We start from the raw sequence: 22,975 nt of genomic DNA, 5'->3' as shown, positions 1-22,975 counted from the left end.
TTCACTGACAGGCAATTGATAGTAGAAGGAGAACTTAACATGACACTCGGCACCACAGTTACGATAATCACTGTCGCATTTTTTGTATCAGCGATTATCGGGGTGATCATCATCCCATTACTTAGAAGGTTGAAATTTGGTCAAAGCATACGGGAAGAGGGTCCGAAAGCGCATTTGAAGAAAGCGGGCACGCCCACAATGGGCGGGCTCATCTTCCTTCTTTCCATATCGATTTCAACACTCGCTTTATCTTACATAAACGACACATTAACTACTCATACGATTGTGTTATTGATCGTGCTGACCGGTTTCGGAATCATCGGCTTCCTAGATGACTTTATCATCATAGTGGCGAAGCGCAACTTAGGATTGACATCACTTCAGAAATTAATTGGACAGATCATCATTGCGATTGTTGCCTTTTTCTTACTGAAACTCGGACCATTCGAAACTGCGGTAAAGATTCCTTTCACGGAACTTGGAATAGATCTTGGTGTGTTTTATGTGGCCTTTTTGGTCTTTTGGCTCGTAGGTTTTTCTAACGCAGTTAACTTAACGGATGGATTGGATGGTCTCGTTGGTGGTACATCGACTATAGCATTCACTGCATTCGGTGTATTGGCGTTAGTGTATGAGCAAAACGATATCGCGTTATTCGCATTCGTAGTAGCGGGTGCGATGCTTGGATTTTTATTATTCAATATCAAACCAGCGAAAGTATTCATGGGAGACACAGGTTCATTGGCATTAGGCGGCGCGCTCGCTATGATTTCAGTATTAATTAAACAAGAATTATTGTTGTTGATCATTGGAATTGTATTTGTAGTAGAAACACTTTCCGTTATTATTCAAGTCATTAGTTTTAAAATGACAGGAAAACGCGTCTTTAAAATGAGTCCCATTCATCATCACTTTGAATTATCAGGCTGGTCTGAATGGAAAGTAGTGATTGTGTTCTGGGGTGTGGCATTGCTTGCTGCCCTCGTTCCAGTCTTCTTGGAGGTCATGTAGATGAAGAATACAGAACAATTCATAGGGAAAAAAGTACTTGTAGTCGGCCTTGCGAAGAGTGGAGTGGCAGCAGCAGGTTTGCTTCATCGTCTAGGTGCGGAAGTGTTAGTCAATGACTCTAAGTCGCTAGAAGGCAATGAAGAGGCAATAGAGCTACAAACTCAAGGAATTGAAGTCATTGGTGGGGGGCATCCAAGTGATTTACTAGAACGAAACTTTGACTTTATTGTGAAAAATCCGGGGATTCCTTATAGCAATTCGTTAATTGCTAGTGCTGTTGAACGAAAAATCCCGATTTGGACCGAAGTGGAATTAGCAGGTATTCTAAGTGAAGCACCGATCATTGCTATTACGGGTTCGAACGGTAAAACGACAACCACCACATTGCTTTATCATATGCTCAATATGGCAAAGAAAAATCCGTTGATTGCCGGCAATATTGGAACTGTTGCTTGTACAGTGGCGGAAAAAGCTCAGGCGAATGAAGTGATTGTACTTGAAGCCTCTTCATTTCAGTTAGCTGGAACAGAAAGCTTTACTCCGCGTATAGCGATTTTCACGAATTTATATGAAGCGCATTTGGATTATCATGGATCGATGCAAGAATACTTAGATGCGAAGTTGCAAGTGGCTCGCAATCAAACTTCGGAAGAGTACTTGATTTTTAATGCGGATCAAAGGTTAATCAAAGAAGCAATAGAATCATTCAAATCTGAAAAAATTCCATTCTCTGTACTTGGAAAAGCTAGAGAAGGTATTTCAGCGGATGGCGAATGGATTTATTGGCAAGGTGAACCTTTCATAGAAATTAAGCATATCAAATTACCGGGCCGTCACAATTTAGAAAATATCTTATCAGCAACAGCTGCAGCCATATTGTCAGGGTGTGAAAAAACGGCGATAGAAAATGTCTTAAGTTCTTTCACTGGTGTTCGCCACCGCATGCAATTTGTTCGCGAAGCGAATAGCCGTACAATATACAATGATTCAAAAGCGACCAATACATTAGCAACAAAAAGTGCACTTTCCTCATTTAAGATGCCAATCGTCTTGATTGCAGGCGGACTTGACAGAGGTCATTCATTTGAAGAATTACGACCTCATATGAAAAATGTCCGTGCTGTCGTGACGATAGGGGAGACAGCAGAGCGTTTTGCAGAATTTGCGAAGTCTTGTGGTGTGACAGAGGCGACCCTGGCATCTACTATGCATGAGGCTGTTGAAAAGGCATACGCATGTAGCTGTGAAGACGATGTGATTTTATTGTCGCCAAGCTGTGCAAGTTGGGATCAATATGAGAGTTTTGAAAATCGTGGTGACCAATTTGTCGAGGCCGTAATGAAGTTGTAAATTCATTGCAATAGTTGGAAAGTAAACTGAAGAAGTGACTGAATAACTTGAGGAAGGATGCGAACGCTGGAAAGAACCTACCGAATAATCTTTTTGACAACCGCCTTACTATTGTCGCTGATTGGATTAGTATTTGTGCAATCGGCAGGATCTTATTGGGGAGAAGTACATTATCAAGATTCTTCTCCATTTATCGTCAAGCAAGGTATTTACATGGTTATTTCCTTAGCTGTTGCGTATGTACTGGTTAAGAGCCCACTAACATCTCATCCTAAATTCTGGACCTACTGCTATATCGCTTCGACTTTGATGTTGGTAGCGGTATTGATACCAGGTGTTGGAGCGGTGCGAAACGGTTCTCAAAGCTGGATCGCTCTCGGTCCCATCAGTTTGCAACCGGCTGAATTCGTGAAGGTTGCATTACTAGGGAAATTAGCAAGCGGTATGAAGAAACATAAAGAGAAGTCCTGGCAATGGCAGCACTTCGCATGGATTTTATTACCCGCAACGTTAATCATGTTGCAACCTGACCTCGGCTCTGCCGTCATCATGATAGTGTCTGCCTTTGTTATTCTTTTCTTAGCAGGCTATCCATTGTCATTCTTTATTTTTCTTTTCGTCTCAGGTCTCGGTGCTTTTATTGCGCTCATTCTAGCTGCACCGTATCGTTTAGATCGAATTAAATCCTACGTTGATCCGTGGAACGATCCTCTCGGTACGGGGTTTCAAAGTATACAATCTTTATTCGCAATTGCCCCAGGTGGATTATTTGGTCATGGTTTCGGGAACAGTCGTCAAAAGTTTTTGTACTTGCCTGAACCTCAAAATGATTTTATCTTTTCGATCATTGCAGAAGAAATTGGGTTTATAGGTGCCGCATCTATCGTGCTGCTGTTTATCTTGTTATTCGCATCTGCATTCGGTATAGCGATACGGCTGAACAACTGGAATTCGTTTTTAATTGTCACCGGTATGGTGTCTATGATCACTTTCCAAACGTTTTTAAATATGGGAGTCGTCTCAGGTTTGCTGCCTGTGACAGGGGTGACGTTACCTTTCATTAGTTATGGAGGATCCTCGCTGTTGACTACGTGGCTAGCTGTCGGAACGATTCTACACTACTCTGCGAATAAAAGGGCAGGTTGAAGGGAGAACAGGATGTGGAAAAAGTAATAGATATTGAAGATCGGATTCCATCCATGCGTAAAAAACGCAGAAGAAGGGCCAACATGAGTTTTCTTCTGCTCGTCGTGATATTCGTCCTTGTTCTTCTTGCCTTGTTGTATTTCCAATCGTCATTAAGCGATGTTTCGAAGATATCCATTAATGAGACTGTACTACAAGAAAGTGAGTACTATAAGGGTCAGAGTGGATTGTATAAGGGGCAATCACTGTGGGGGTTCCGTGCAAAAGATATAGAAAATAATCTTGAAAAAATTCCTGGTGTGAAAGAAGCTAAAGTGAAACGTGATTTTTATAATGATGTTTCCATCAATGTTACGGAATGGGAACCGGTTGCTTATATAGAGAATCAAACTCAATATGACCTATTGTTGGAAAATGGTGATCGCTTAGAAGCAACCGATCCTGATATCCTTTCACATGCACCCATCTTATCTGGTTTTACCGAGCCAGATGTGACGGAACGAATGATCAAACAACTACAAAAGATGGATAGTACAGTTTTTGAACTCCTCTCCGAGCTTCGTTATGAAGGAGAAGATAAAATTGACGTATTCATGAGTGATGGATATGAAGTACATGCGTTGATTTTAGGTTTTGCTGATAAAATGTCCTACTATCCCGATATTATTGCGCAATTGCCTAAAGAAGAAAAAGGTGTGTTGGATATCGAAATTGGTGTGTACTTTAAAACATATACAGATTTCTACAAAGAACCAGTACCGGTAGATGTGAAGATCCCGCAGCCTGTTGAAGAGTCAAACGTAACAAAAGGCAAACCGGCAGAAGTAGAAATTAATAAGGAGGAAAAGAGTGAGCAAGAAACTGAATAAAACTAGAGAAAAGCGCGGCAAGCAATTAGTGCTGTCCATCGTATTTCTAGTATTGGGCTTCATGCTTGCGTTTTCCTATAGAACAATTGGCAGTAAGGAAAAAGTGCTAGATCCAGAGCAATCCGATTTATTTCAGCAAGAAGAACAGTATCGTGCAGAGCTAATCGATCAGCAAGAAAGAAATAAAGAGTTGACAAATGAATTACTCGAGAAACAAAAAGATGTGCGGTCGTTTGAACAAGTCTTCTCCGATAAAGAAAAAAATCATGCGATTCTTGTAGAAAAAGCACGAGATTTAAGGTTATTGCTTGGAGATATTCCGTCAAAAGGTGCGGGGGTCAAAGTAACACTGGAAGATGCGGAATATGATCCTTCAGTACAGAATCCGAATGATTATATCGTCCATGAAAGTCATGTTTTACGTGTAATCAATGAATTGAAAATCGCAGGTGCGCAAGGAATGACGATCAACGGGCAACGGATTAATTCAAATTCGTATATAAAATGTACAGGCCCTGTTATTATGGTTGATGGTAGAACGTTTCCAGCACCTTTTATTATAGAAGCAGTAGGAGATCCGAAAGTGCTATCTCCGGCATTACATTTAAAAGGCAGTGTCATAGATGGCTTGTTGCGAGATAATATCGTCGTCACACTAGAAGAAATGAAGGAAGTTCAACTGCCTGCGATTCGTGACGAAGTATGATGGATTGTGGGGGGGGTAGAGTGAAGCGAAAAACACACTGGAAATTCACGTTGATTCTCGGTATAGTGGGATTTGTATTGGCTTTACAATATAACTCGATGAATACAGCATCTCCACGAGACACACGGGATTTATGGGCTATTCGTAAAGAATTATCGAGTGAAAAGAAAATTCATTCTGAACTCTTAGAAGAAATCAGAGAGATTGACCAGACACTTGTAGCGTATAATGCATCACCCGAAGCAAATGCAGCAAGTGTGTTGCAAGATACGTTGGATAAGTTGTATAAACAAGCGGGGTTCATGCCGACCACTGGTCCAGGATTTGTAATAGAGGTTGCTCCATCCCCAGAAAGTATTGCGTTCGGTTATGAAATAAAGCCAGTATCATCTGAACTGCTGGCTTGGTTTATTAATGTGGTGAATCAACAACAAGGAAATGAGTTGGAGATTGACGGCAAGCGCTTCACTACGTTGAGTTGGATTCGGGATATTAATGGCAATCTAACAGTCAGTGGGGAAGTGGTTTCCACACCACCGTTCAATATTAAAGTCGTTTCTCCTTCAAAGGAAGCAAGTGAAAAATTGTATAATCAATTATTAACTACTGCCATCCAAGATGAATTTTATTTGGACGACTTCGTTTTGACAATTAGTGAACCAGAGGAACGTATTACGTTACAAGGCTGGACGGGTGGTTTTGAAAATCGATTTTTAAAAGAACAAACAAAGGAGTAATGACAATATGTGGCTACCCTTACTTGGGCTCCTCCTTGGCGTTTCACTAGGTTTGCTCTCGGATATACAAATCCCGCAAGTATATGATAACTATTTAACTATTGCGATTCTCGCTGCATTTGATACACTATTTGGTGGAATCAGAGCCTATCTTCAGCAAGTGTATGACGATCGAATATTCGTCAGCGGATTTTTCTTCAATATACTATTAGCAGCAGCACTCGCGTTTATCGGTGTACACCTTGGTGTAGATTTATACTTGGCAGCAGTTTTCGCGTTTGGCGTAAGATTATTCCAAAACATCGCGGTCATGAGGAGAATCCTGCTTGCAAAATGGACGAGTAGAAACAAAAATTCCGATACAAATGCGTAATATTAAATGTTTTTAGAAGAGGGTGTTGAAAATATTTAGACAAAGCAGTCATAATACAATAGAATGGAAGTTACTAGTTACATTAAGGAGGTGTCAATAATTGAGTAAATCAAATCATTACGTATCACTTGATATAGGATCATCCACAATTAAAGTCTTAATTGGGGAGATGGATCAAAATGCCCTGCATGTAATTGGTGTAGGAAATGTACAATCTGCTGGAATTCGCAAAGGAACAATTATTGATATTGATGCCACTGTACAGTCAATCCGTAAAGCGATTGAACAGGCTGAAAGAATGACAGGTTTGAAAATTGAAGAAGTAGTTCTTGGCATCCCGGCAAATGGTGTCCAATTCCAAAACGTCAAAGGCGTTGTGGCAGTGAACTCTGAAAATCGTGAAATCACCGATGATGATCTTGAAAGAGTTATGAAATCATCACAAGTAATGAATGTTCCACCCGAAAGAGAATTCGTCAATTTAGTGCCAAAGCAATTTATTGTCGATGATTATGATGAAATCACAGATCCCCGTGGTATGATGGGAGTAAGATTGGAAATGGACGCCACGTTAATTACGACGTCCAAAACTCAACTACATAACATTTTACGCTGTGTAGAAAAAGCTGGTTTACAAATTCGTGAAATTTATTTGCAACCATTAGCGGCAGGTACTTTCGCATTATCTGAAGATGAAATGTATCATGGAACTGCCTTTATCGATATTGGCGGAGGGTCAACTACGGTATCGGTATTTGCCGAAAATCGTTTAATCAGCACGTCTGTATTACCTGTTGGTGGAGATCATATTACAAAAGACTTATCAATCGTCTTAAAGACACCTACAGAACAAGCAAGAATGATTAAACATCAGTATGGCCATGCCTATTATGATGATGCTTCAGATGAGGAATTATTTGAAGTGCCGGTAGTAGGGTCAGATGCAAAAGATCAATACAGCCAGCGTTATATCTCTGATGTTATCGGTTCACGCCTTGAAGAATTGTTCGAATTGATTCTCGAAGATTTGTATGCAACAGGTATCCGTGACTTGCCTGGCGGTATCGTGATCACAGGCGGTACAGCTAAACTAGATGGAATATTACAGTTAGCTCGTGATGTCTTTAAAACAAGAGCTAGATTATACACACCAGAATATATTGGTGTCCGTGAGCCGATGTATTCTACTGCGGTTGGCTTGATTCGCTATGCGTATATGGAAGATGTGTTCTTTGGCTATGAAGAAGAGCCGGTTGGTTCACCTCAATCAACAGAATCCATTTATGAAGTCGCGGAAGCTTCAGCTAGACCAGTTAAACCGAAAAAAGAAAAAGGTCAAGGATTCATGAAACGCGCTAAAAAAGTATTCGACAATTTCTTTGAGTAAAACATTGTGTTGGATGGGGAATTGCAGATAATTTAGAGGAGGAAAATCAATGCTTGAATTTGAGACGAACATAGATGCATTAGCGGTAATTAAAGTTATTGGAGTAGGCGGCGGCGGAAACAATGCGGTCAACCGTATGATTGAACATGGAGTGCAAGGCGTAGAGTTTATCGCGGTAAACACAGATGCTCAAGCATTGAAATTATCATCGGCTGAAATCAAACTACAAATCGGTGAGAAGCTTACTAGAGGACTAGGCGCAGGTGCTAACCCTGAAGTAGGTAAAAAAGCAGCTGAGGAAAGTAAAGAGCAGATCGAAGAAGCTCTACGTGGAGCGGATATGGTCTTCGTTACAGCTGGTATGGGAGGCGGAACTGGTACGGGTGCAGCACCAGTTATTGCTCAAATCGCTAAAGATATTGGGGCATTGACTGTAGGTGTGGTTACACGTCCGTTCACTTTTGAAGGAAGAAAGAGATCTACTTCAGCAGCTGGCGGTATCGCAAGCATGAAAGAAGCAATCGATACGCTAATTGTTATTCCTAATGACAAATTGCTTGAAATTGTAGATAAGAACACTCCGATGCTTGAAGCGTTCAGAGAAGCTGACAATGTATTGCGTCAAGGTGTACAAGGTATCTCTGATTTAATCGCAGTGCCTGGATTAATCAACCTCGACTTTGCTGACGTGAAAACAATCATGTACAACAAAGGTTCTGCGTTGATGGGGATCGGTATGTCTACTGGTGAAAATCGTGCCGCGGAAGCAGCAAAAAAAGCGATTTCCAGTCCGTTGCTTGAAACATCCATCGATGGAGCAAAAGGTGTACTAATGAATATTACAGGCGGCTCGAACTTGAGCTTGTTTGAAGTGCAAGAAGCAGCTGACATTGTTGCCACTGCATCAGACGAAAACGTCAACATGATTTTCGGTTCAGTCATCAACGACGACTTGAAAGATGAAATCATCGTTACAGTTATCGCGACAGGATTTAACGAAGAACAATTAGCTCCGTCAAGACAAAGAGGTGCTGGTGTAACGGGTGGCGCTCGTCCACAACGACCTACTCAACAGCAACCACCGACACAAAGCAGATATGAAGAGCAACCACGTTACGAGCAACAATCTGAGCCGAGACAACCACAGGTTAATCAGCATCAGCACGAAGAACAATTGGACATCCCAACGTTCTTACGTAATCGTACGCGTCGTAAATAATAAATAGAACAAGCTTCCCGCATGAGATGAGTTTTTCATACGGGAAGCTTTTTTGTGTTTTCATATTAGCGATTACTCTACGCACTTAAAAATATGTCGAAGTTTTTTTCTGAAACCATCCAAAGCCCGACAGTATTTTCATTATAGCCGTGATAATCTGTTTGTAAGGAGGCCGGCATATGTATGGAGAACTGATGATAGGAATCAACATGCTCTTTAACTACGCCATCCTATCATTCACTAATAAAGTTGGAAATCATCAAACGAGCAGGAGGAGGTTATGGAGTGCAGCATTTCTCGGAGCCTTCTTTATTACGTTGTTCCCGTATTCTGTGCCAGCGATGATATTCACTTTCTTAGGAATGACGTATATTGCATTTGGACAAACGTTCGGTAGTTGGAAGAATTCTATCCTCGCTGTACTGATCGCGTCTTTCTTCGCGGGGGGAATGTTGACCTTGGTCTATGCACAGATTAGTATTAGCGTAAATCAGAGCTTTTTATTCGTAGCGATTGGTCTAACCTATCTATCGTTATACATTGTGAAACATAAATGGATTGATACACGCATGATGAATAAGTTAATGAGTTTTACGCTCGATTCAGAATTAAGTTTATGGGGAAAATCGATACCACTTAAAGTATTCATCGATACGGGTAATCATTGTGTAGAACCTTTATCAGGAGATCCTGTACATTTTATTGGCTATCAAGCAGTTAAAGAACAGCTGCCAGTCGACTTCGCTTCAGCATTAGAGTCCTGGAATCCTGACCAATCACCAGACTTGGCTAGTTTCCCTGCTACTTATCAAAGAAGTCTTCGGTTAATACGATTGCAGACTGTTCAGGGAGCTTCATGGGCTGTCGGAATCAAGTATGATTGTTGGTCGCTCGAAGGAGAGTTATTGCCTGTGGGATATATCGTCTTGACGAGAGAACAGCGTCAATACCCTCAAGGTGCAGCAGCTATTTTGCAAATGAGCGCGATGGATGTACTAAAAGAAGAAGGGAGAACGGCTATATGTTGACAGAAGTAAAAAAATGGGTTTCATATATTGCAGGATTCTTCAGACGAAAAGGCGGCATATTTTATATCGGAGGACATGAATCTCTTCCTAAGCCTCTCGATAAGGAGCAGGAAGCCAAAATGATTGCAGCATTAATGAAGGGAGATCCTGCTGCACGTGATACATTGATCGAAAAGAATTTACGTCTCGTCGTCTATATCGCAAGACGCTTCGATAATACGAACACAAATATTGAAGATCTCATTAGTATTGGAACTATTGGATTGATCAAAGCAATTGAAACTTTTAAAGCAGATAAAAATATTAAGCTTGCGACATACGCTTCTCGTTGTATTGAAAATGAAATTTTAATGCACTTGCGTAAAACGAATCGAATTCGTTCAGAGATTTCATTCGATGAACCGTTGAATTCAGATGCCGATGGTAATGAGTTGCTTCTATCGGATATTCTAGGTACAGATGAAGATATTATTACAGACGACGTAGAGAAAAAGTTGGAGCGACAATATATGATCGATGCCATTTCCATTTTGGATGAAAGAGAACGTTATATTATGGAACAACGATTCGGACTGATGGGAACAAATGAAATGACACAAAAAGAAGTAGCGGATCTTCTGGGTATTTCACAATCTTATATATCTAGATTGGAAAAGAAAATAATCTCTGAGCTACGTGATCGACTAAATCAGCCCATTTCATAACTGGACTTATCGGCAGAAATTGGCGATTCGTGAATTCGCATATTCTAAAGAGTTGAGGACAGACTACTCTGTACACTCACCTATAGAATGCGGAGGAAGAGCCAATGGTACGTACAAGAGTAGAAATTTGTGGGATCAATACGTCCGAGCTGCCTTTATTAACTGCAGATGTGATGAAAGAGACATTCATCCGTTTGCAAAGCGGTGACGAATTTGCCAGAGATGAATTGGTATTTGCGAATTTGCGTCTCGTACTTAGCCTTGTTCAACGCTTTAACTATCGTGGAGAGCAGGCTGATGATTTATTCCAAGTTGGTTGTATTGGGCTGTTGAAAGCCATAGACAATTTCGATTTAAAACATAATGTCCGGTTTTCTACCTATGCTGTGCCGATGATCATTGGAGAAATTAAGCGACATCTTCGTGATCATCATGCTGTTCGTGTATCACGATCGTTACGTGATATCGCGTATAAAGCCATCAGAGCAAAAGAACAATATGTCAACGAACATCAACACGAACCAAAAATATCAGATCTAGAAAAGATAACGGGCATACCGGAAGAAGATATCCTATTCGCCTTAGATGCCATACAGGACCCTATGTCGTTGCATGAGCCAATGAACAGCGATGGCGGTGATCCGATTTATATGATGGATCAGCTACATGACCAAAGAGTATCAGAGGACCGCTGGATGAACTATGTGTCCATTAAAGATAAGATGGGCGAACTGGACGAACGTCAACAGCTCATCGTCTCCAAACGATTTTACCTCGGGCAGACGCAAACCGAAATCGCTAAGGAGCTCGGGATTTCACAGGCGCAAATATCGAGAATTGAGAAGCATGCGATGGAACAGATTCGGCTTGGGATTGAACAGAAGAAATACTAGATATCGACTGAATGTATATAAGACTGTCCTTCACACATTAATTTGTGAAGGGCGGTTTTTCTTTTTTTAGCGAATGAGTGGGCAACGAGATAGAATCGTATCTGTGCGCTCCACTCTTGTGTTGTTTCGGAAATTCATGTGGTGAGTTCTAGTCGCACCTAAATGCCAAAACTATCACGCAAGCGCTCAATAATTTGCCTAAGTGATCATAGTTTCTACACAACCGCTCATTAATCTCCATAAGCGATCATAATCAGTGGATGAACGCTCATAAAAGCCATTAAGCGATCAAACTTGCTCCATAACCGCTCATTAAGCATTTCTCTTTACCGTATTTGAAATTAGAAAAGTGAAAAAGCGTGTTAATTACAATAAAAGCTAAAAGCAATTTCATCCTAACGCAAATCAAAAACCTTATCTAATGCTTCCTCCTTCTATATATTTCCTGAATGGTAAAGCAATTTCCCACGTTCTCATTAAAACTCACTATGCATAGTATGAAAGAAGGAGGGGAAACTATGCGTTTTTCCAGCTTGCAGAAAAAAGAAGTGATTGAACTGAAAAAAGGGTCGTTCATAGGTTTTGTTCAAGACGCTACAATCGACATCGAAAAAGGTGAAATTGCGCAACTTCATATAGGTGAAATTGAGCGCTCCTTCTTCTCAGACAGCAAGTCAAAAGGAGTCCAAAAAATCCAGTACAAAGACGTCATGACGATTGGAAAAGATATTATCTTGATCGAGAATAAACGGCTCAATAAATGACTTATCGTTGATATATAGTGCCCTAATTGATACAATGAAATAAAGATGATGAAAAGTAGTGATAATATGGAACAAGTAGAACAACGACTAGTAACTATACAAAAACAAATACATGATGCATGTGAAAAGGTAAATCGTAGCTCGGATGATATCACGTTAATAGCTGTCACGAAGCAAGTGTCTTCCGCTAGAGCGCAATCCTTACTAGATGTTGGGATTAAGGACTTAGGGGAAAATCGACTTGAAGGATTGCTAGAAAAGCAAGAAACGATTGAAGATCCGGTGAATTGGCACTTCATTGGTAACTTGCAGACACGCAAAGTAAAAGAATTAGTCGACACTATTAACTGCCTTCATTCGCTTGACCGTATGAGCCTTGCGAAAGAAGTGCATAAGCGGGCAAGTAAGCCGCTTGATTGTTTTGTACAAGTCAATGTTTCAGGCGAAGAATCCAAATCGGGCATTACTCCCGATGAAGTAGATGTATTTTTTGATCAATTGGCAGCTTACGAAAACATTCATGTAATAGGACTCATGACGATGGCGCCAAATACAGATGATGAATCTATAGTTCGCAACACATTCAGTTCCTTACGTAAACTACGGGACAAAATCGCAGCGAAAGGATTATCCTATGCACCGTGTACAAAACTGTCCATGGGTATGTCTAATGACTTTACAATCGCAATAGAAGAAGGTGCAACTCATATACGCATCGGCACTGCATTGGCCGGATCAGAAAGCGAGGAAACTGAATGAGCCTCAAAAAACGATTGGAAAAAATGTTTTGGGTACAGGAAGAAGACTTAGTTCAACAACCAAAACCTCAAAGTAAACCAACTAAAGGTGAACAAGCAATGGCCCGTAAAGAGATGAAGAAGCTAGGAGGTAAGAAACGAGCTGTTAATAGTCGTCTTCAAGCCTCTCAGCAACAAGCTTCCTCCACACAAGCTCCAGTGATTAGCTTACAAAGTCTTCAAAAATCGTCAAAAGTCATTCTACTCGAGCCGCGTTCTTATGCAGAAGTAGAGGACATTGCAGAACATTTAAAGAATCGCCGTTCTGTCGTAGTGAACTTACAGCAGATAGAACGAGATCAGGGATTTCGTATTATTGATTTTCTAAGTGGTACAGTTTATGCCCTCGGTGGTGACATTCAACGAATTGGCGCAGATATATTTCTATGTGCACCCGACAACGTGGAAGTAGCCGGTAAAATTACGGAATTTCTATCTGAACAACAAGAACGATAGGCTACACAACTTAGAACTTTCGCCTAATGAAAGTCGAACAATTTGAATGAGGTGTACATGTTATTATGATCGCATTATTAAACAATTCATATTTATTGATCTCTGGAGCCTTACAATTATATTCTATTCTGTTAGTCATTTATATTTTAATGTCATGGGTTCCTTCTACTAGAGAAACAAAATTTGGTCAACTTATTGCAAAAATAGCAGAGCCATATTTAGGATTTTTCCGTAAGTTCATACCGCCATTTGGTATGATTGATTTTTCCCCGATTGTTGCATTGCTGTCATTACAATTAATCAGCAGAGGAATAGGTCAGATTTATTTGATGATTTTCCAAGCATTAGTAAATTAAGTATAACCTTAACTGAAATTGGAAATCCTCACAAGGTGAGGATTTTTTTATATAAGGAGAAGGAATAGAATGGATTCGATATTTCAACATTTTCGAAAAGAAGAACAACCATTTATTGAAAAAGTGAATAGTTGGGTGAAAGACGTGGAAGATACGTATGCACCCAAGCTAACAGAGTTTATGGATCCACGTCAGCGCTTCATAACAGAATCCATCGTGAGGAATTCAGACCTTACATTGACAGCTGAAGGAGGCTTTCACGATGCAGAACGCCAGCGTGTGCTAATCTATCCTGATTACTACACCCCGACTAAAGAGGATTTTCAAATTAGGATTTATAAGGTGAACTACCCACAAAAATTCGTTACAATGAAACATTCACAATTACTTGGGTCTCTACTGTCTGTTGGAATTGAGCGTTCACGATTTGGAGATATTCAACTAACTGAAGAAGCAGTACAATTTGCAGTTGCTCAAGAAGTGTCTGAATATATCCACGTCCATTTTACGCAAGTCGGAAAAGTGAAAGTTTCTGTAGAGCCAGTTCTGAATACGGAAGATTTCATCGATGTGAAAGAAGAGTGGACGGAAGCATTACATATTGTTAGTTCATTGCGTCTGGATGTAGTTATTGCAGCATTAACGCACAGTTCGAGAGCCAAAGCTTCTTCTCTTATTAAGGCGGAGAAAGTAAAAGTGAACTGGGCAATGATTGATCAACAAGCATTTGAAGTAGAAGAATATGATGTTCTATCAATTAGAGGTTATGGTCGCTTTAGAATCATGAGCATCGAAGGGCGCACAAAGAAAGATAAGATTCGAGTAATGATTGGTGCACTTGTCTAAATTGAATCCTTGATAAATTAAGAAAAGTAGTGTTTAATCAAGTAGTAAACACAATCACACTGTAAACTACGTAAGCATACTGAAAGGAGAAAGCGTATTATGGCTTTAACCCCTACGGATATACATAACAAAACGTTTAATACGAAATTTCGTGGCTATGATGAAGATGAAGTAAATGGATTTTTAGAACAGCTGATGAAAGACTATGAAAACGTCCTGAAGAAAAATGAAAAGCTTGAAAAAACGGTTTCTGATAATGAAGCAAAGATTACTCACTTTAATTTAATAGAAGAAACGATGCAAAAATCTATTCTAATCGCGCAAGAAGCCGCAGAAGATGTTCGTAAAAATGCTGTTCAAGAATCTAAGTTAATCATTTCCGAAGCAGAAAAGAATGCAGACCGTCTTGTGAATGATGCACTCGCGCAGGCTAGAAAGATCGCACTAGAAGTTGAAGTGTTGAAGAAACAGTCAAAAGTATTCAAAAGCCGCTTCAAGATGATGGTAGAAGCACAGCTAGACATGATCAATACTGAAGACTGGGACGACCTGTTGAAGTATGAGTTGGATACATCCAGCGTAGAAAATGTAGCTGAGAAGGAATTGGATATTCCAAATGTAGATAGTTTAGATGAAGAACTAGTTAAGAAGCCGTAAGAAGCTTGACAACACTCGAACACATTTTTATAATGAAAAGTAAAATGAAACGAAGAAGCGTTGACGGAAAGAGTACTTTCTAATTTTACCTATAGCGAGCCGGGGGCGGTGTAAGCCCGGTGGTAAATCAGAAACGAAAATCACTCCTGAGCTAGAACCTTTATGTTGATTTTGGTTCTCGGTCTCACACTGCCGTTATTAGTGTCTAAGCGGCAATTGCTCTATGGCAATTGCAAGTAGGGTGGTACCGCGAGAATAAGCCTCGTCCCTTTTTGGGATGGGGTTTTTCTGATTTCTTAAACGAAAGAGCGCTTGAAGCTAGATGATTTCATTTCTAAAGAAAAAATGAGTTACATATATTTTAAGGAGGAATTATAATGGAATATAAAGATACATTGCTTATGCCAAAAACTGATTTCCCTATGCGCGGTAATCTACCAAATAATGAGCCGAAAATGCAAGAAGAGTGGAATGAGAAGAATATCTATCAGCAAGTTCAGGAACGTACTGCAAATCGCCCGTGGTTCATATTGCATGATGGACCACCCTATGCGAACGGTGATTTACACATGGGGCACGCACTTAACAAAGTACTAAAAGACTTTATCGTTCGTTATAAATCGATGTCTGGATTCCATGCTCCTTATGTACCGGGTTGGGATACACACGGTTTGCCAATTGAGCAAGCACTTGTAAATAAAAAAGTCGATCGCAAGAAAATGAGCACGGCTGAATTCCGTAAAATGTGTGAAGAGTATGCACTACAACAAATTGATAATCAGCGTACGCAATTCAAGCGTCTCGGTGTTCGCGGAGATTGGGACAACCCATATATCACGCTAAAGCCTGAATTCGAATCACGTCAAATTCAAGTGTTCGGCGAGATGGCGAAAAAAGGATATATCTATAAAGGGTTGAAGCCTGTCTACTGGTCTCCTTCGAGTGAAACTGCATTGGCAGAAGCGGAAATCGAGTATCAAGATAAAAAATCACCATCCATATATGTAAGTTTCCCTATCAAAGATGGGAAAGGTGTACTGGATCATGATGTGAAGTTCCTGATCTGGACAACAACACCTTGGACAATTCCAGCAAACTTGGGGATTTCTGTTCATCCTAAATTTACGTACGCAGTAGTAAAAGTACAGGATGAGAAATTTGTAGTAGCGAAAGACTTAGTGGAGTACTTGGCGAATGAACTGGAATGGGAAGAGTACTCAATCGAAAAAGAAATTCAAGGTGTAGACCTTGATCGGATCGTTGCGAGCCATCCAATTTATGATCGTGATTCATTAGTTATGCTAGGCGAGCATGTTACAGCAGATGCCGGTACAGGCTGTGTTCATACAGCACCAGGTCACGGTGAAGATGACTTCTATGTGAGTAAGCAATATGGAATCGATGCATTATCTCCAATTGATGACCGTGGTGTCATGACAGAAGAAGCACCGTTTTTCTCAGGCTTGTTCTACGAAGATGCGAATAAAGCGGTAACTGAAAAGCTAAAAGAAGTCGGAGCCCTTCAAAAGTTGTCATTCTTTACTCACTCGTACCCGCATGATTGGCGCACGAAGAAGCCAGTCATCTACCGTGCGACTGCACAATGGTTTGCTTCTATTGAATCATTTAGAAATGATTTACTCGACGCAATCCGTACTACTACATTCACGCCATCTTGGGGTGAGACACGTTTATTCAATATGGTCCGTGACCGTGGCGACTGGTGTATTTCCCGTCAGCGCGTATGGGGCGTTCCGATTCCGGTATTCTATGCTGAAAATGGAGAAGTAATTCTTACAGATGAAACGGTCAGTCATGTAGCCGATTTATTCCGTGAGAATGGATCAAATATCTGGTTCGAACGTTCTGCGAAAGAATTATTGCCAGAGGGCTTCACTCATGAAGGAAGTCCGAATGGTGAATTCACGAAAGAAACGGACATTATGGATGTCTGGTTTGACTCTGGTACAACACATCAAGGTGTACTTGAAGAACGTGATGATCTTCGTTACCCGGCAGACTTGTATCTTGAAGGTTCCGATCAATATCGCGGTTGGTTCAACTCTTCATTGACAACTAGCGTAGCTATCAACGGGATTGCACCTTACAAAGGCATTTTGAGCCATGGTTTCACATTGGACAAAAATGGCCGTAAGATGAGTAAGTCTTTAGGGAATGTTATCGTCCCTTCGAAAGTCATCAATCAACTTGGTGCAGACATCGTGCGTCTATGGGTATCGTCTGTAGATTATACAGCCGATGTTCGTGTATCTGATTCAAACTTTAAGCAAGTCTCGGAAGTCTATCGTAAGATCCGTAATACGATTCGTTTCTTGCATGGTAACGTAGCTGACTTTAATCCAGCTACAGATCGTGTAGCATTTGATGATATGCGTGCAGTTGATCAGTACGTCTATGTGAAGTTGCAGGATTTGATTGAGGAAGTCCTTACAGCTTATGAGCAGTATGCGTTCCCTACCGTCTACCACGCAATCAATAATTTCTGTACAGGTGTATTGAGCTCGCTGTACTTGGATATTGCGAAAGATGTAGTCTATATCGAAGCTGCGAATCATCCAGATCGTCGTGCAATGCAGTCGGTGATGCATGATACATTGATCACACTGGTCAAGCTCATCACGCCAATCTTGCCACACACTGCAGATGAAATGTGGAAAAATATTCAGTACGTTGAAGAAGATAGTGTCCAATTGACGGATATGCCTGAAGCAGATCATAAAGGCGAAGGAGCGGACAAACTTCGTGAGCGCTTCGATAACTTGATGGATATCCGCGATGATATTTTGAAAGCTCTTGAAGAAGCAAGAAACGCGAAAGTAATCGGAAAATCTTTGGAGGCAAAAGTTACTGTTGTGTTGCCAGAAGATCAACGTGGTATTTTGCAAGCAGAGGATATTGATTTTGCACAATTCTTCATTGTCTCGGAATTTGAAGAGAGTACAGATGAAAAGTTATCGAATGCATTGAAATTAGATCATGCAACGGTTTTGGTAGAACCAGCTGAAGGTGAAAAATGCGAACGATGCTGGACAATCTCCAAAACAGTTGGAGAAGACGCAGAACATTCGACACTATGTACACGATGCGCGACTGTTGTGAAAGAAAACTATGCGTAAGCAATTTTGATGTCACAGCCATCATCATTCATTCGTGGATGATGATGGCTTTTTTGCATAGCGGAACTAACAAACGTAATAGAAGACGTGTTTTTATGGTAAACTAAAGAAGAAATTAGCTGGACGGAGGGTAATGAAGTGATATTTTATTATGCAATCGCTGCACTGGTCATTGGCTTGGATCAGTTGACGAAATGGCTAATCGTAAAAAATATGGAGCTAGGTGAACATATTGCTATCCTGGATCCTTATATTGCATTGCTATCTCATCGTAACCGTGGAGCTGCATGGGGAATGCTTGAAGGAAAGATGTGGCTATTTTTTATTGTGACCATTGTAGTCGTAGTAGCTATTATTTACTTCTTCCATACAGAAGGTAAAAAGGATCAACTACTAGGTGTGAGTCTAATGCTATTGCTAGGCGGTGCGATTGGGAACTTCATCGATCGACTACTAAGAGGAGAAGTAGTCGATTTCATCAGCGTCTTGATACCTGTTATACATTATGATTTTCCGATATTTAATGTGGCGGATGCCGCATTGACAATTGCTGTCATACTGATTTTGCTACACGTAGTGTTTGATGAAAAAAAGAAAAAGAAAAAGGTGTCGTAATGGAAAGATTAGAATATGAAATAACAGAAGAACTTACAGGAAGTCGAATAGACAAAGCATTGGCTACTCTTCAACCGGACTGGTCACGCACGCAAATCCAGCAATGGGTAAAAGAGGAACATATTAAAGTAAATAACAGTGTAGTTAAGCAGAACTATAAAGTTAAGACGGATGATCAGGTCACTGTCGAGCAGCCGGCAATGGAAGAATATGATGTAGAAGCTGAAAATCTAAACCTTGAAATTGTTTATGAAGACCAAGACGTGTTGGTTGTCAACAAACCAGTGGGGATGGTTGTTCATCCATCAGCTGGTCATGTGAGTGGAACTTTAGTCAATGGATTAATGTATCAAGTGACGGATTTATCAGGCATCAATGGTATTATGCGACCTGGTATCGTACACCGTATTGATAAAGATACTTCCGGGTTATTGATGGTAGCCAAAAATGATAAAGCACATGTTTCATTAGTTAATCAGCTCGTCGCTAAGTCAGTTAATCGTGTGTATACGGCATTAGTTCACGGACATATTCCACATGATAACGGCACAATAGATGCACCAATTGGGCGTGACAAGCGCGATCGTCAACGGATGGCGGTTGTGGATGAGGGGAAAAATGCTGTTACACACTTTAAGGTTCTTGAACGTTTTGGCGCATATACATTGGTTGAATGCCGACTGGAAACAGGAAGAACTCACCAGATTCGTGTGCATATGAAATACATCGGGTATCCACTTGTAGGAGACCCAAAATACGGTCAGAGAAAAACAATCGATTTTGGCGGTCAAGTACTGCATGCAGGAACTATTGGTTTTGATCACCCGACGACGGATGAATATATGGAGTTCACTGCTCCGTTGCCTGAAAATTTCCAACAGTTACTAAATGAATTACGCTCTTAATAAGCGTTGACAAATGCTTGTAATGAGATGTATACTCTATTAAGAAATTGAATAGCGATACCTTTAACGTCAGTCCTGTGAGGCTGGGAAGGTTGCACGGAATTACATGACAGCTTACTGCGGTAAGCATCGATGTATGCTTTTTTCTGCACGTCTGCCCTCCAGTCTTCTCTGACTGGAGGGCTTTTTTTATAGACAAAAGGTGAAATAGAAAGGGGACCATTGATATGGCCGAAAAAGCAGCAATACTAGATGAACAAGCTATCACGCGGGCGGTCACACGTATTGCCCATGAAATTATCGAAAAGAACCGAGGAATTGATCAATGCATCTTAGTTGGTATCAAGACAAGAGGTGCTATATTGGCGAAACGCTTAGCAGATAAGATTGAAATAATTGAAGGTAAGCCAATCAAAACAGGTGAATTGGATATCACATTGTACCGAGATGACCTTCAATTAAAGAATGAACAAGGAGAAGCATACGTACAACAGGTCGATATCGAACACGATGTAGCGAATCAAAAAGTCATCCTAGTAGATGATGTTCTTTATACAGGTAGGACGGTTCGGGCTGCATTAGATGCCATTATGGACTTAGGAAGACCTTCTTCTATACAGCTGGCTGTATTAGTAGATCGAGGTCATCGAGAACTACCGATTCGTCCGGACTTTGTCGGAAAGAACATCCCGACTTCAAATGAAGAACGAGTAGTAGTTAGTATGATTGAAAAAGACGGAACGGATGGAGTCACCATTCACACACGTACATTATAAGCAGCTGGGAGAAATGATAGATGAGCGTAAAAGTATTGGATGTACATGAAAAGCCGCAACCTATTCGCTGGCTTGCACTAAGCTTACAGCATATGTTCGCCATGTTTGGCGCAACAATTTTAGTACCACAACTAGTAGGCTTAAGCCCAGCTATCGCGCTCTTAACGAGTGGGATCGCAACGATCGTATTTATTATCGTGACGAAGTTTCAAGTTCCAGCCTATCTAGGCTCTTCATTCGCTTTTATTGTACCGATTCAGATGGCGACACAATCGGGCGGTATCGGTAGCGCAATGATAGGTAGTATGTTCGTAGCATTGGTCTATGCAATCATATCGTTACTAATTTATAAAACCGGCTATAACTGGATTATGAAGTTATTACCACCTATCGTAGTGGGACCCGTTATTATGGTAATTGGATTGGCAATTGCACCTACAGCTATTAATATGGCGAGCACGATTAATGTGGATGGAGCGGATGTTTACAGTGGCTTACACTTTTCCGCGGCTCTAGTAACACTTGCTTCTGCAGTATTCTGCTTAATGTTCTTTAAAGGAATTATCAGCTTGATGCCGGTACTTATTGGCATCGTAGTTGGGTATATCTACTCTGCTTTCATCGGTATTCTAGATTTCAGCAAAGTAGTAGAAGCCAAGTGGTTTGCAGTACCGGAAATGCTGATCCCGGGTGTTGATTACGAATTCGTCGTAACACCGACACTGCTAATCATTATGGTGCCAATCGCGATAGTCACTATCTCTGAGCACATTGGACACCAGCTTGTACTAGGCAAAGTAGTAGACAGGAATTATATTGAAAGTCCTGGATTACACAGATCGTTGCTTGGTGATGGACTGGGAACACTTATGAGTGGACTAGTCGGAGGACCACCCAAAACTACATACGGAGAAAACATTGGCGTACTTGCTATTACGCGAGTCTACAGTGTGTATGTGATCATGGGGGCTGCAGTATTTGCGATATTCTTCTCCTTCATAGGTAAAATTATGGCGTTGATTGCTACGATTCCTACGGCAGTACTTGGCGGAATATCTATTCTGCTGTTTGGTATCATCGCTTCATCAGGAATGCGCATGCTCATCGACCACAAGATCGACTTTGATAATCAACGAAATCTAGTGATCGCATCCATCATCCTAGTAATCGGAATCGGTGGGGCAACGATCAACATAAGTGAAACATTCCAAATCGGTGGTATGGCTCTGGCTGCAATTGTCGGTGTTCTGTTGAACCTAGTATTGCCAGGTAAAACAGATGATACTTTGATGGATAAGGAAGAATAGAAAACAACAAGCATTTCGTGCATGACGTACTTGCATTTCGTGAAGGAGGAATATCTGATGGAACATTTAGTTTCAATGAAAGACCTGACAGTGGATGAAATCATGCTCATACTCGATCGGGCAGCGATTTTTAAGCGACTGGGCTTCAGAGAACTGCCTGGAACATATACCGTCAGCAACTTGTTTTTTGAACCTAGTACGAGAACGAAAACAAGTTTTGAGATGGCAGAACGTAAAGTAGGCGCGCAAATTATCCCCTTTGAGACGAGTTTCTCGAGTACCTTAAAAGGAGAATCTTTGTATGATACGATTAGGACGTTGGAAGCAATAGGTTTGGATGCCCTAATCATCCGCCATCCAGCTGATGGATTCTATGAGGAATTAGTAAAACGAACAAATGTGGCAATCATTAATGCAGGAGATGGATCGGGTCAGCATCCGACACAATCCTTGCTCGATATCTTCACGATTCAAGAGGAATTTGGTCAATTTGAAGGACTGAAAGTATTGATTGCGGGAGATATCGCCCACAGTCGGGTCGCTCGCTCAAATGCAGAAGCTTTGCGGAAGCTGGGAGCTGAGGTCACGTTCCTTTGCCCACCTGAATGGGCAGGAGAATTTGACAGTGTCGACAACTGGGATGAAGTAATTGAAACGAGTGATGTCGTCATGCTCCTTCGAGTACAGCACGAACGTCATAATACAGAGATGGCTTATACGAAAGCTGCTTATCACAAGCAATACGGTCTAACTATAGAACGGGCAGCTAAAATGAAAAAAGGTGCAATCATCATGCATCCAGCTCCAGTGAATCGTGATGTGGAAATAGCGGATTGTTTAATAGAAAGTCCGCAATCGCGAATTTTTAAACAAGTAGAAAACGGTGTCTACATTCGGGCAGCTGTTCTAGAACTTATATTGAAGGGGCGGAAGTAA

The 22,975-nt window shown here is 40.9% G+C and carries 24 protein-coding genes and 1 other annotated feature; all 24 genes read left to right on the top strand.

Translation table 11 applies throughout. The features are described from left to right. Nucleotides 1–39 precede the first annotated feature (39 nt). The 24 genes from mraY (at nucleotide 40) to H605_RS0100280 (ending at nucleotide 22,975) form a co-directional block, all read left to right on the top strand. Complete coding sequence (gene mraY / locus H605_RS0100400) at nucleotides 40–1,011, top strand: phospho-N-acetylmuramoyl-pentapeptide-transferase (protein ID WP_029052376.1); 972 nt, start codon at nucleotides 40–42, stop codon at nucleotides 1,009–1,011. Beyond that, nucleotides 1,012–2,361: a UDP-N-acetylmuramoyl-L-alanine--D-glutamate ligase gene (gene murD / locus H605_RS0100395; protein WP_029052375.1), complete on the top strand. Its 1,350-nt coding sequence runs from the start codon at nucleotides 1,012–1,014 to the stop codon at nucleotides 2,359–2,361. A 57-nt stretch (nucleotides 2,362–2,418) separates the two neighbouring features. Further along, nucleotides 2,419–3,507: a putative lipid II flippase FtsW gene (gene ftsW / locus H605_RS0100390; RefSeq protein WP_029052374.1), complete on the top strand. Its 1,089-nt coding sequence runs from the start codon at nucleotides 2,419–2,421 to the stop codon at nucleotides 3,505–3,507. A 14-nt stretch (nucleotides 3,508–3,521) separates the two neighbouring features. Continuing rightward, nucleotides 3,522–4,376, top strand: coding sequence for a cell division protein FtsQ/DivIB (locus tag H605_RS17100; RefSeq protein WP_051210411.1), 855 nt, complete (start codon nucleotides 3,522–3,524; stop codon nucleotides 4,374–4,376). After that, nucleotides 4,357–5,082, top strand: coding sequence for a DUF881 domain-containing protein (locus H605_RS0100380; RefSeq protein WP_051210410.1), 726 nt, complete (start codon nucleotides 4,357–4,359; stop codon nucleotides 5,080–5,082). Before H605_RS17100 ends, H605_RS0100380 begins: the two co-directional genes overlap by 20 nt. Nucleotides 5,083–5,102: 20 nt before the next feature. Next, entirely contained in the window at nucleotides 5,103–5,819 is a 717-nt protein-coding gene (locus H605_RS0100375) for a DUF881 domain-containing protein (RefSeq protein WP_029052372.1), read from the top strand. A gap of 7 nt (nucleotides 5,820–5,826) precedes the next feature. Then, nucleotides 5,827–6,192, top strand: a complete 366-nt coding sequence (locus tag H605_RS0100370; RefSeq protein WP_029052371.1) for a small basic family protein — start codon at nucleotides 5,827–5,829, stop codon at nucleotides 6,190–6,192. A gap of 100 nt (nucleotides 6,193–6,292) precedes the next feature. After that, complete coding sequence (ftsA, locus tag H605_RS0100365) at nucleotides 6,293–7,579, top strand: cell division protein FtsA (RefSeq protein ID WP_029052370.1); 1,287 nt, start codon at nucleotides 6,293–6,295, stop codon at nucleotides 7,577–7,579. 49 nt (nucleotides 7,580–7,628) lie between these two features. Beyond that, nucleotides 7,629–8,798, top strand: a complete 1,170-nt coding sequence (gene ftsZ / locus H605_RS0100360; RefSeq protein ID WP_029052369.1) for a cell division protein FtsZ — start codon at nucleotides 7,629–7,631, stop codon at nucleotides 8,796–8,798. A 179-nt stretch (nucleotides 8,799–8,977) separates the two neighbouring features. Continuing rightward, on the top strand, nucleotides 8,978–9,826 hold the full coding sequence (locus H605_RS0100355) for a sigma-E processing peptidase SpoIIGA (protein WP_029052368.1): 849 nt from the start codon (nucleotides 8,978–8,980) through the stop codon (nucleotides 9,824–9,826). Then, complete coding sequence (gene sigE, locus H605_RS0100350; RefSeq protein WP_081657792.1) at nucleotides 9,820–10,530, top strand: RNA polymerase sporulation sigma factor SigE; 711 nt, start codon at nucleotides 9,820–9,822, stop codon at nucleotides 10,528–10,530. Before H605_RS0100355 ends, sigE begins: the two co-directional genes overlap by 7 nt. A 104-nt stretch (nucleotides 10,531–10,634) precedes the next feature. After that, the gene (gene sigG, locus H605_RS0100345; RefSeq protein WP_029052366.1) at nucleotides 10,635–11,423 is read left to right on the top strand and encodes an RNA polymerase sporulation sigma factor SigG; all 789 of its coding nucleotides are present in this window, start codon (nucleotides 10,635–10,637) and stop codon (nucleotides 11,421–11,423) included. Between the two features lie 518 nt (nucleotides 11,424–11,941). After that, nucleotides 11,942–12,187 carry a PRC-barrel domain-containing protein gene (locus tag H605_RS0100340; protein WP_029052365.1) on the top strand — a complete coding sequence of 82 codons (246 nt, stop codon included), beginning with the start codon at nucleotides 11,942–11,944 and terminating at the stop codon, nucleotides 12,185–12,187. Between the two features lie 66 nt (nucleotides 12,188–12,253). After that, on the top strand, nucleotides 12,254–12,946 hold the full coding sequence (locus H605_RS0100335) for a YggS family pyridoxal phosphate-dependent enzyme (protein ID WP_029052364.1): 693 nt from the start codon (nucleotides 12,254–12,256) through the stop codon (nucleotides 12,944–12,946). Next, nucleotides 12,943–13,440: a cell division protein SepF gene (locus tag H605_RS0100330; RefSeq protein WP_029052363.1), complete on the top strand. Its 498-nt coding sequence runs from the start codon at nucleotides 12,943–12,945 to the stop codon at nucleotides 13,438–13,440. Before H605_RS0100335 ends, H605_RS0100330 begins: the two co-directional genes overlap by 4 nt. Before the next feature lie 65 nt (nucleotides 13,441–13,505). Continuing rightward, a complete protein-coding gene (locus H605_RS0100325; protein ID WP_029052362.1) occupies nucleotides 13,506–13,796 on the top strand; it encodes a YggT family protein in 291 nt (96 codons plus the stop codon). Between the two features lie 69 nt (nucleotides 13,797–13,865). After that, nucleotides 13,866–14,642: a YlmH family RNA-binding protein gene (locus H605_RS0100320; RefSeq protein WP_029052361.1), complete on the top strand. Its 777-nt coding sequence runs from the start codon at nucleotides 13,866–13,868 to the stop codon at nucleotides 14,640–14,642. 99 nt (nucleotides 14,643–14,741) lie between these two features. Continuing rightward, nucleotides 14,742–15,299 carry a DivIVA domain-containing protein gene (locus tag H605_RS17095; RefSeq protein ID WP_051210409.1) on the top strand — a complete coding sequence of 186 codons (558 nt, stop codon included), beginning with the start codon at nucleotides 14,742–14,744 and terminating at the stop codon, nucleotides 15,297–15,299. Nucleotides 15,300–15,350: 51 nt separating this feature from the next. After that, nucleotides 15,351–15,572: a binding site (T-box leader), on the top strand. 104 nt (nucleotides 15,573–15,676) lie between these two features. Next, nucleotides 15,677–18,436, top strand: coding sequence for an isoleucine--tRNA ligase (gene ileS, locus H605_RS0100310; protein WP_029052360.1), 2,760 nt, complete (start codon nucleotides 15,677–15,679; stop codon nucleotides 18,434–18,436). Between the two features lie 138 nt (nucleotides 18,437–18,574). Further along, complete coding sequence (lspA, locus tag H605_RS0100305; protein ID WP_029052359.1) at nucleotides 18,575–19,051, top strand: signal peptidase II; 477 nt, start codon at nucleotides 18,575–18,577, stop codon at nucleotides 19,049–19,051. Continuing rightward, nucleotides 19,051–19,956 (top strand): RluA family pseudouridine synthase, encoded by a 906-nt coding sequence (locus tag H605_RS0100300; protein ID WP_029052358.1) that lies wholly within the window; start codon nucleotides 19,051–19,053, stop codon nucleotides 19,954–19,956. Before lspA ends, H605_RS0100300 begins: the two co-directional genes overlap by 1 nt. 227 nt (nucleotides 19,957–20,183) lie before the next feature. Next, nucleotides 20,184–20,732 (top strand): bifunctional pyr operon transcriptional regulator/uracil phosphoribosyltransferase PyrR, encoded by a 549-nt coding sequence (gene pyrR, locus H605_RS0100290; protein ID WP_029052357.1) that lies wholly within the window; start codon nucleotides 20,184–20,186, stop codon nucleotides 20,730–20,732. Nucleotides 20,733–20,752: 20 nt separating this feature from the next. Further along, nucleotides 20,753–22,039: a uracil-xanthine permease family protein gene (locus tag H605_RS0100285; protein WP_029052356.1), complete on the top strand. Its 1,287-nt coding sequence runs from the start codon at nucleotides 20,753–20,755 to the stop codon at nucleotides 22,037–22,039. Between the two features lie 57 nt (nucleotides 22,040–22,096). Further along, nucleotides 22,097–22,975, top strand: a complete 879-nt coding sequence (locus tag H605_RS0100280; RefSeq protein WP_029052355.1) for an aspartate carbamoyltransferase catalytic subunit — start codon at nucleotides 22,097–22,099, stop codon at nucleotides 22,973–22,975.

Origin of the sequence: Sporosarcina ureae DSM 2281 (assembly GCF_000425545.1) — a bacterium.
In the GTDB taxonomy this organism is placed as follows: Bacteria; Bacillota; Bacilli; order Bacillales_A; family Planococcaceae; genus Sporosarcina; species Sporosarcina ureae.
Note: the sequence above shows the minus strand (reverse complement) of the source record. Positions and strands in the feature narration are given on the sequence as shown.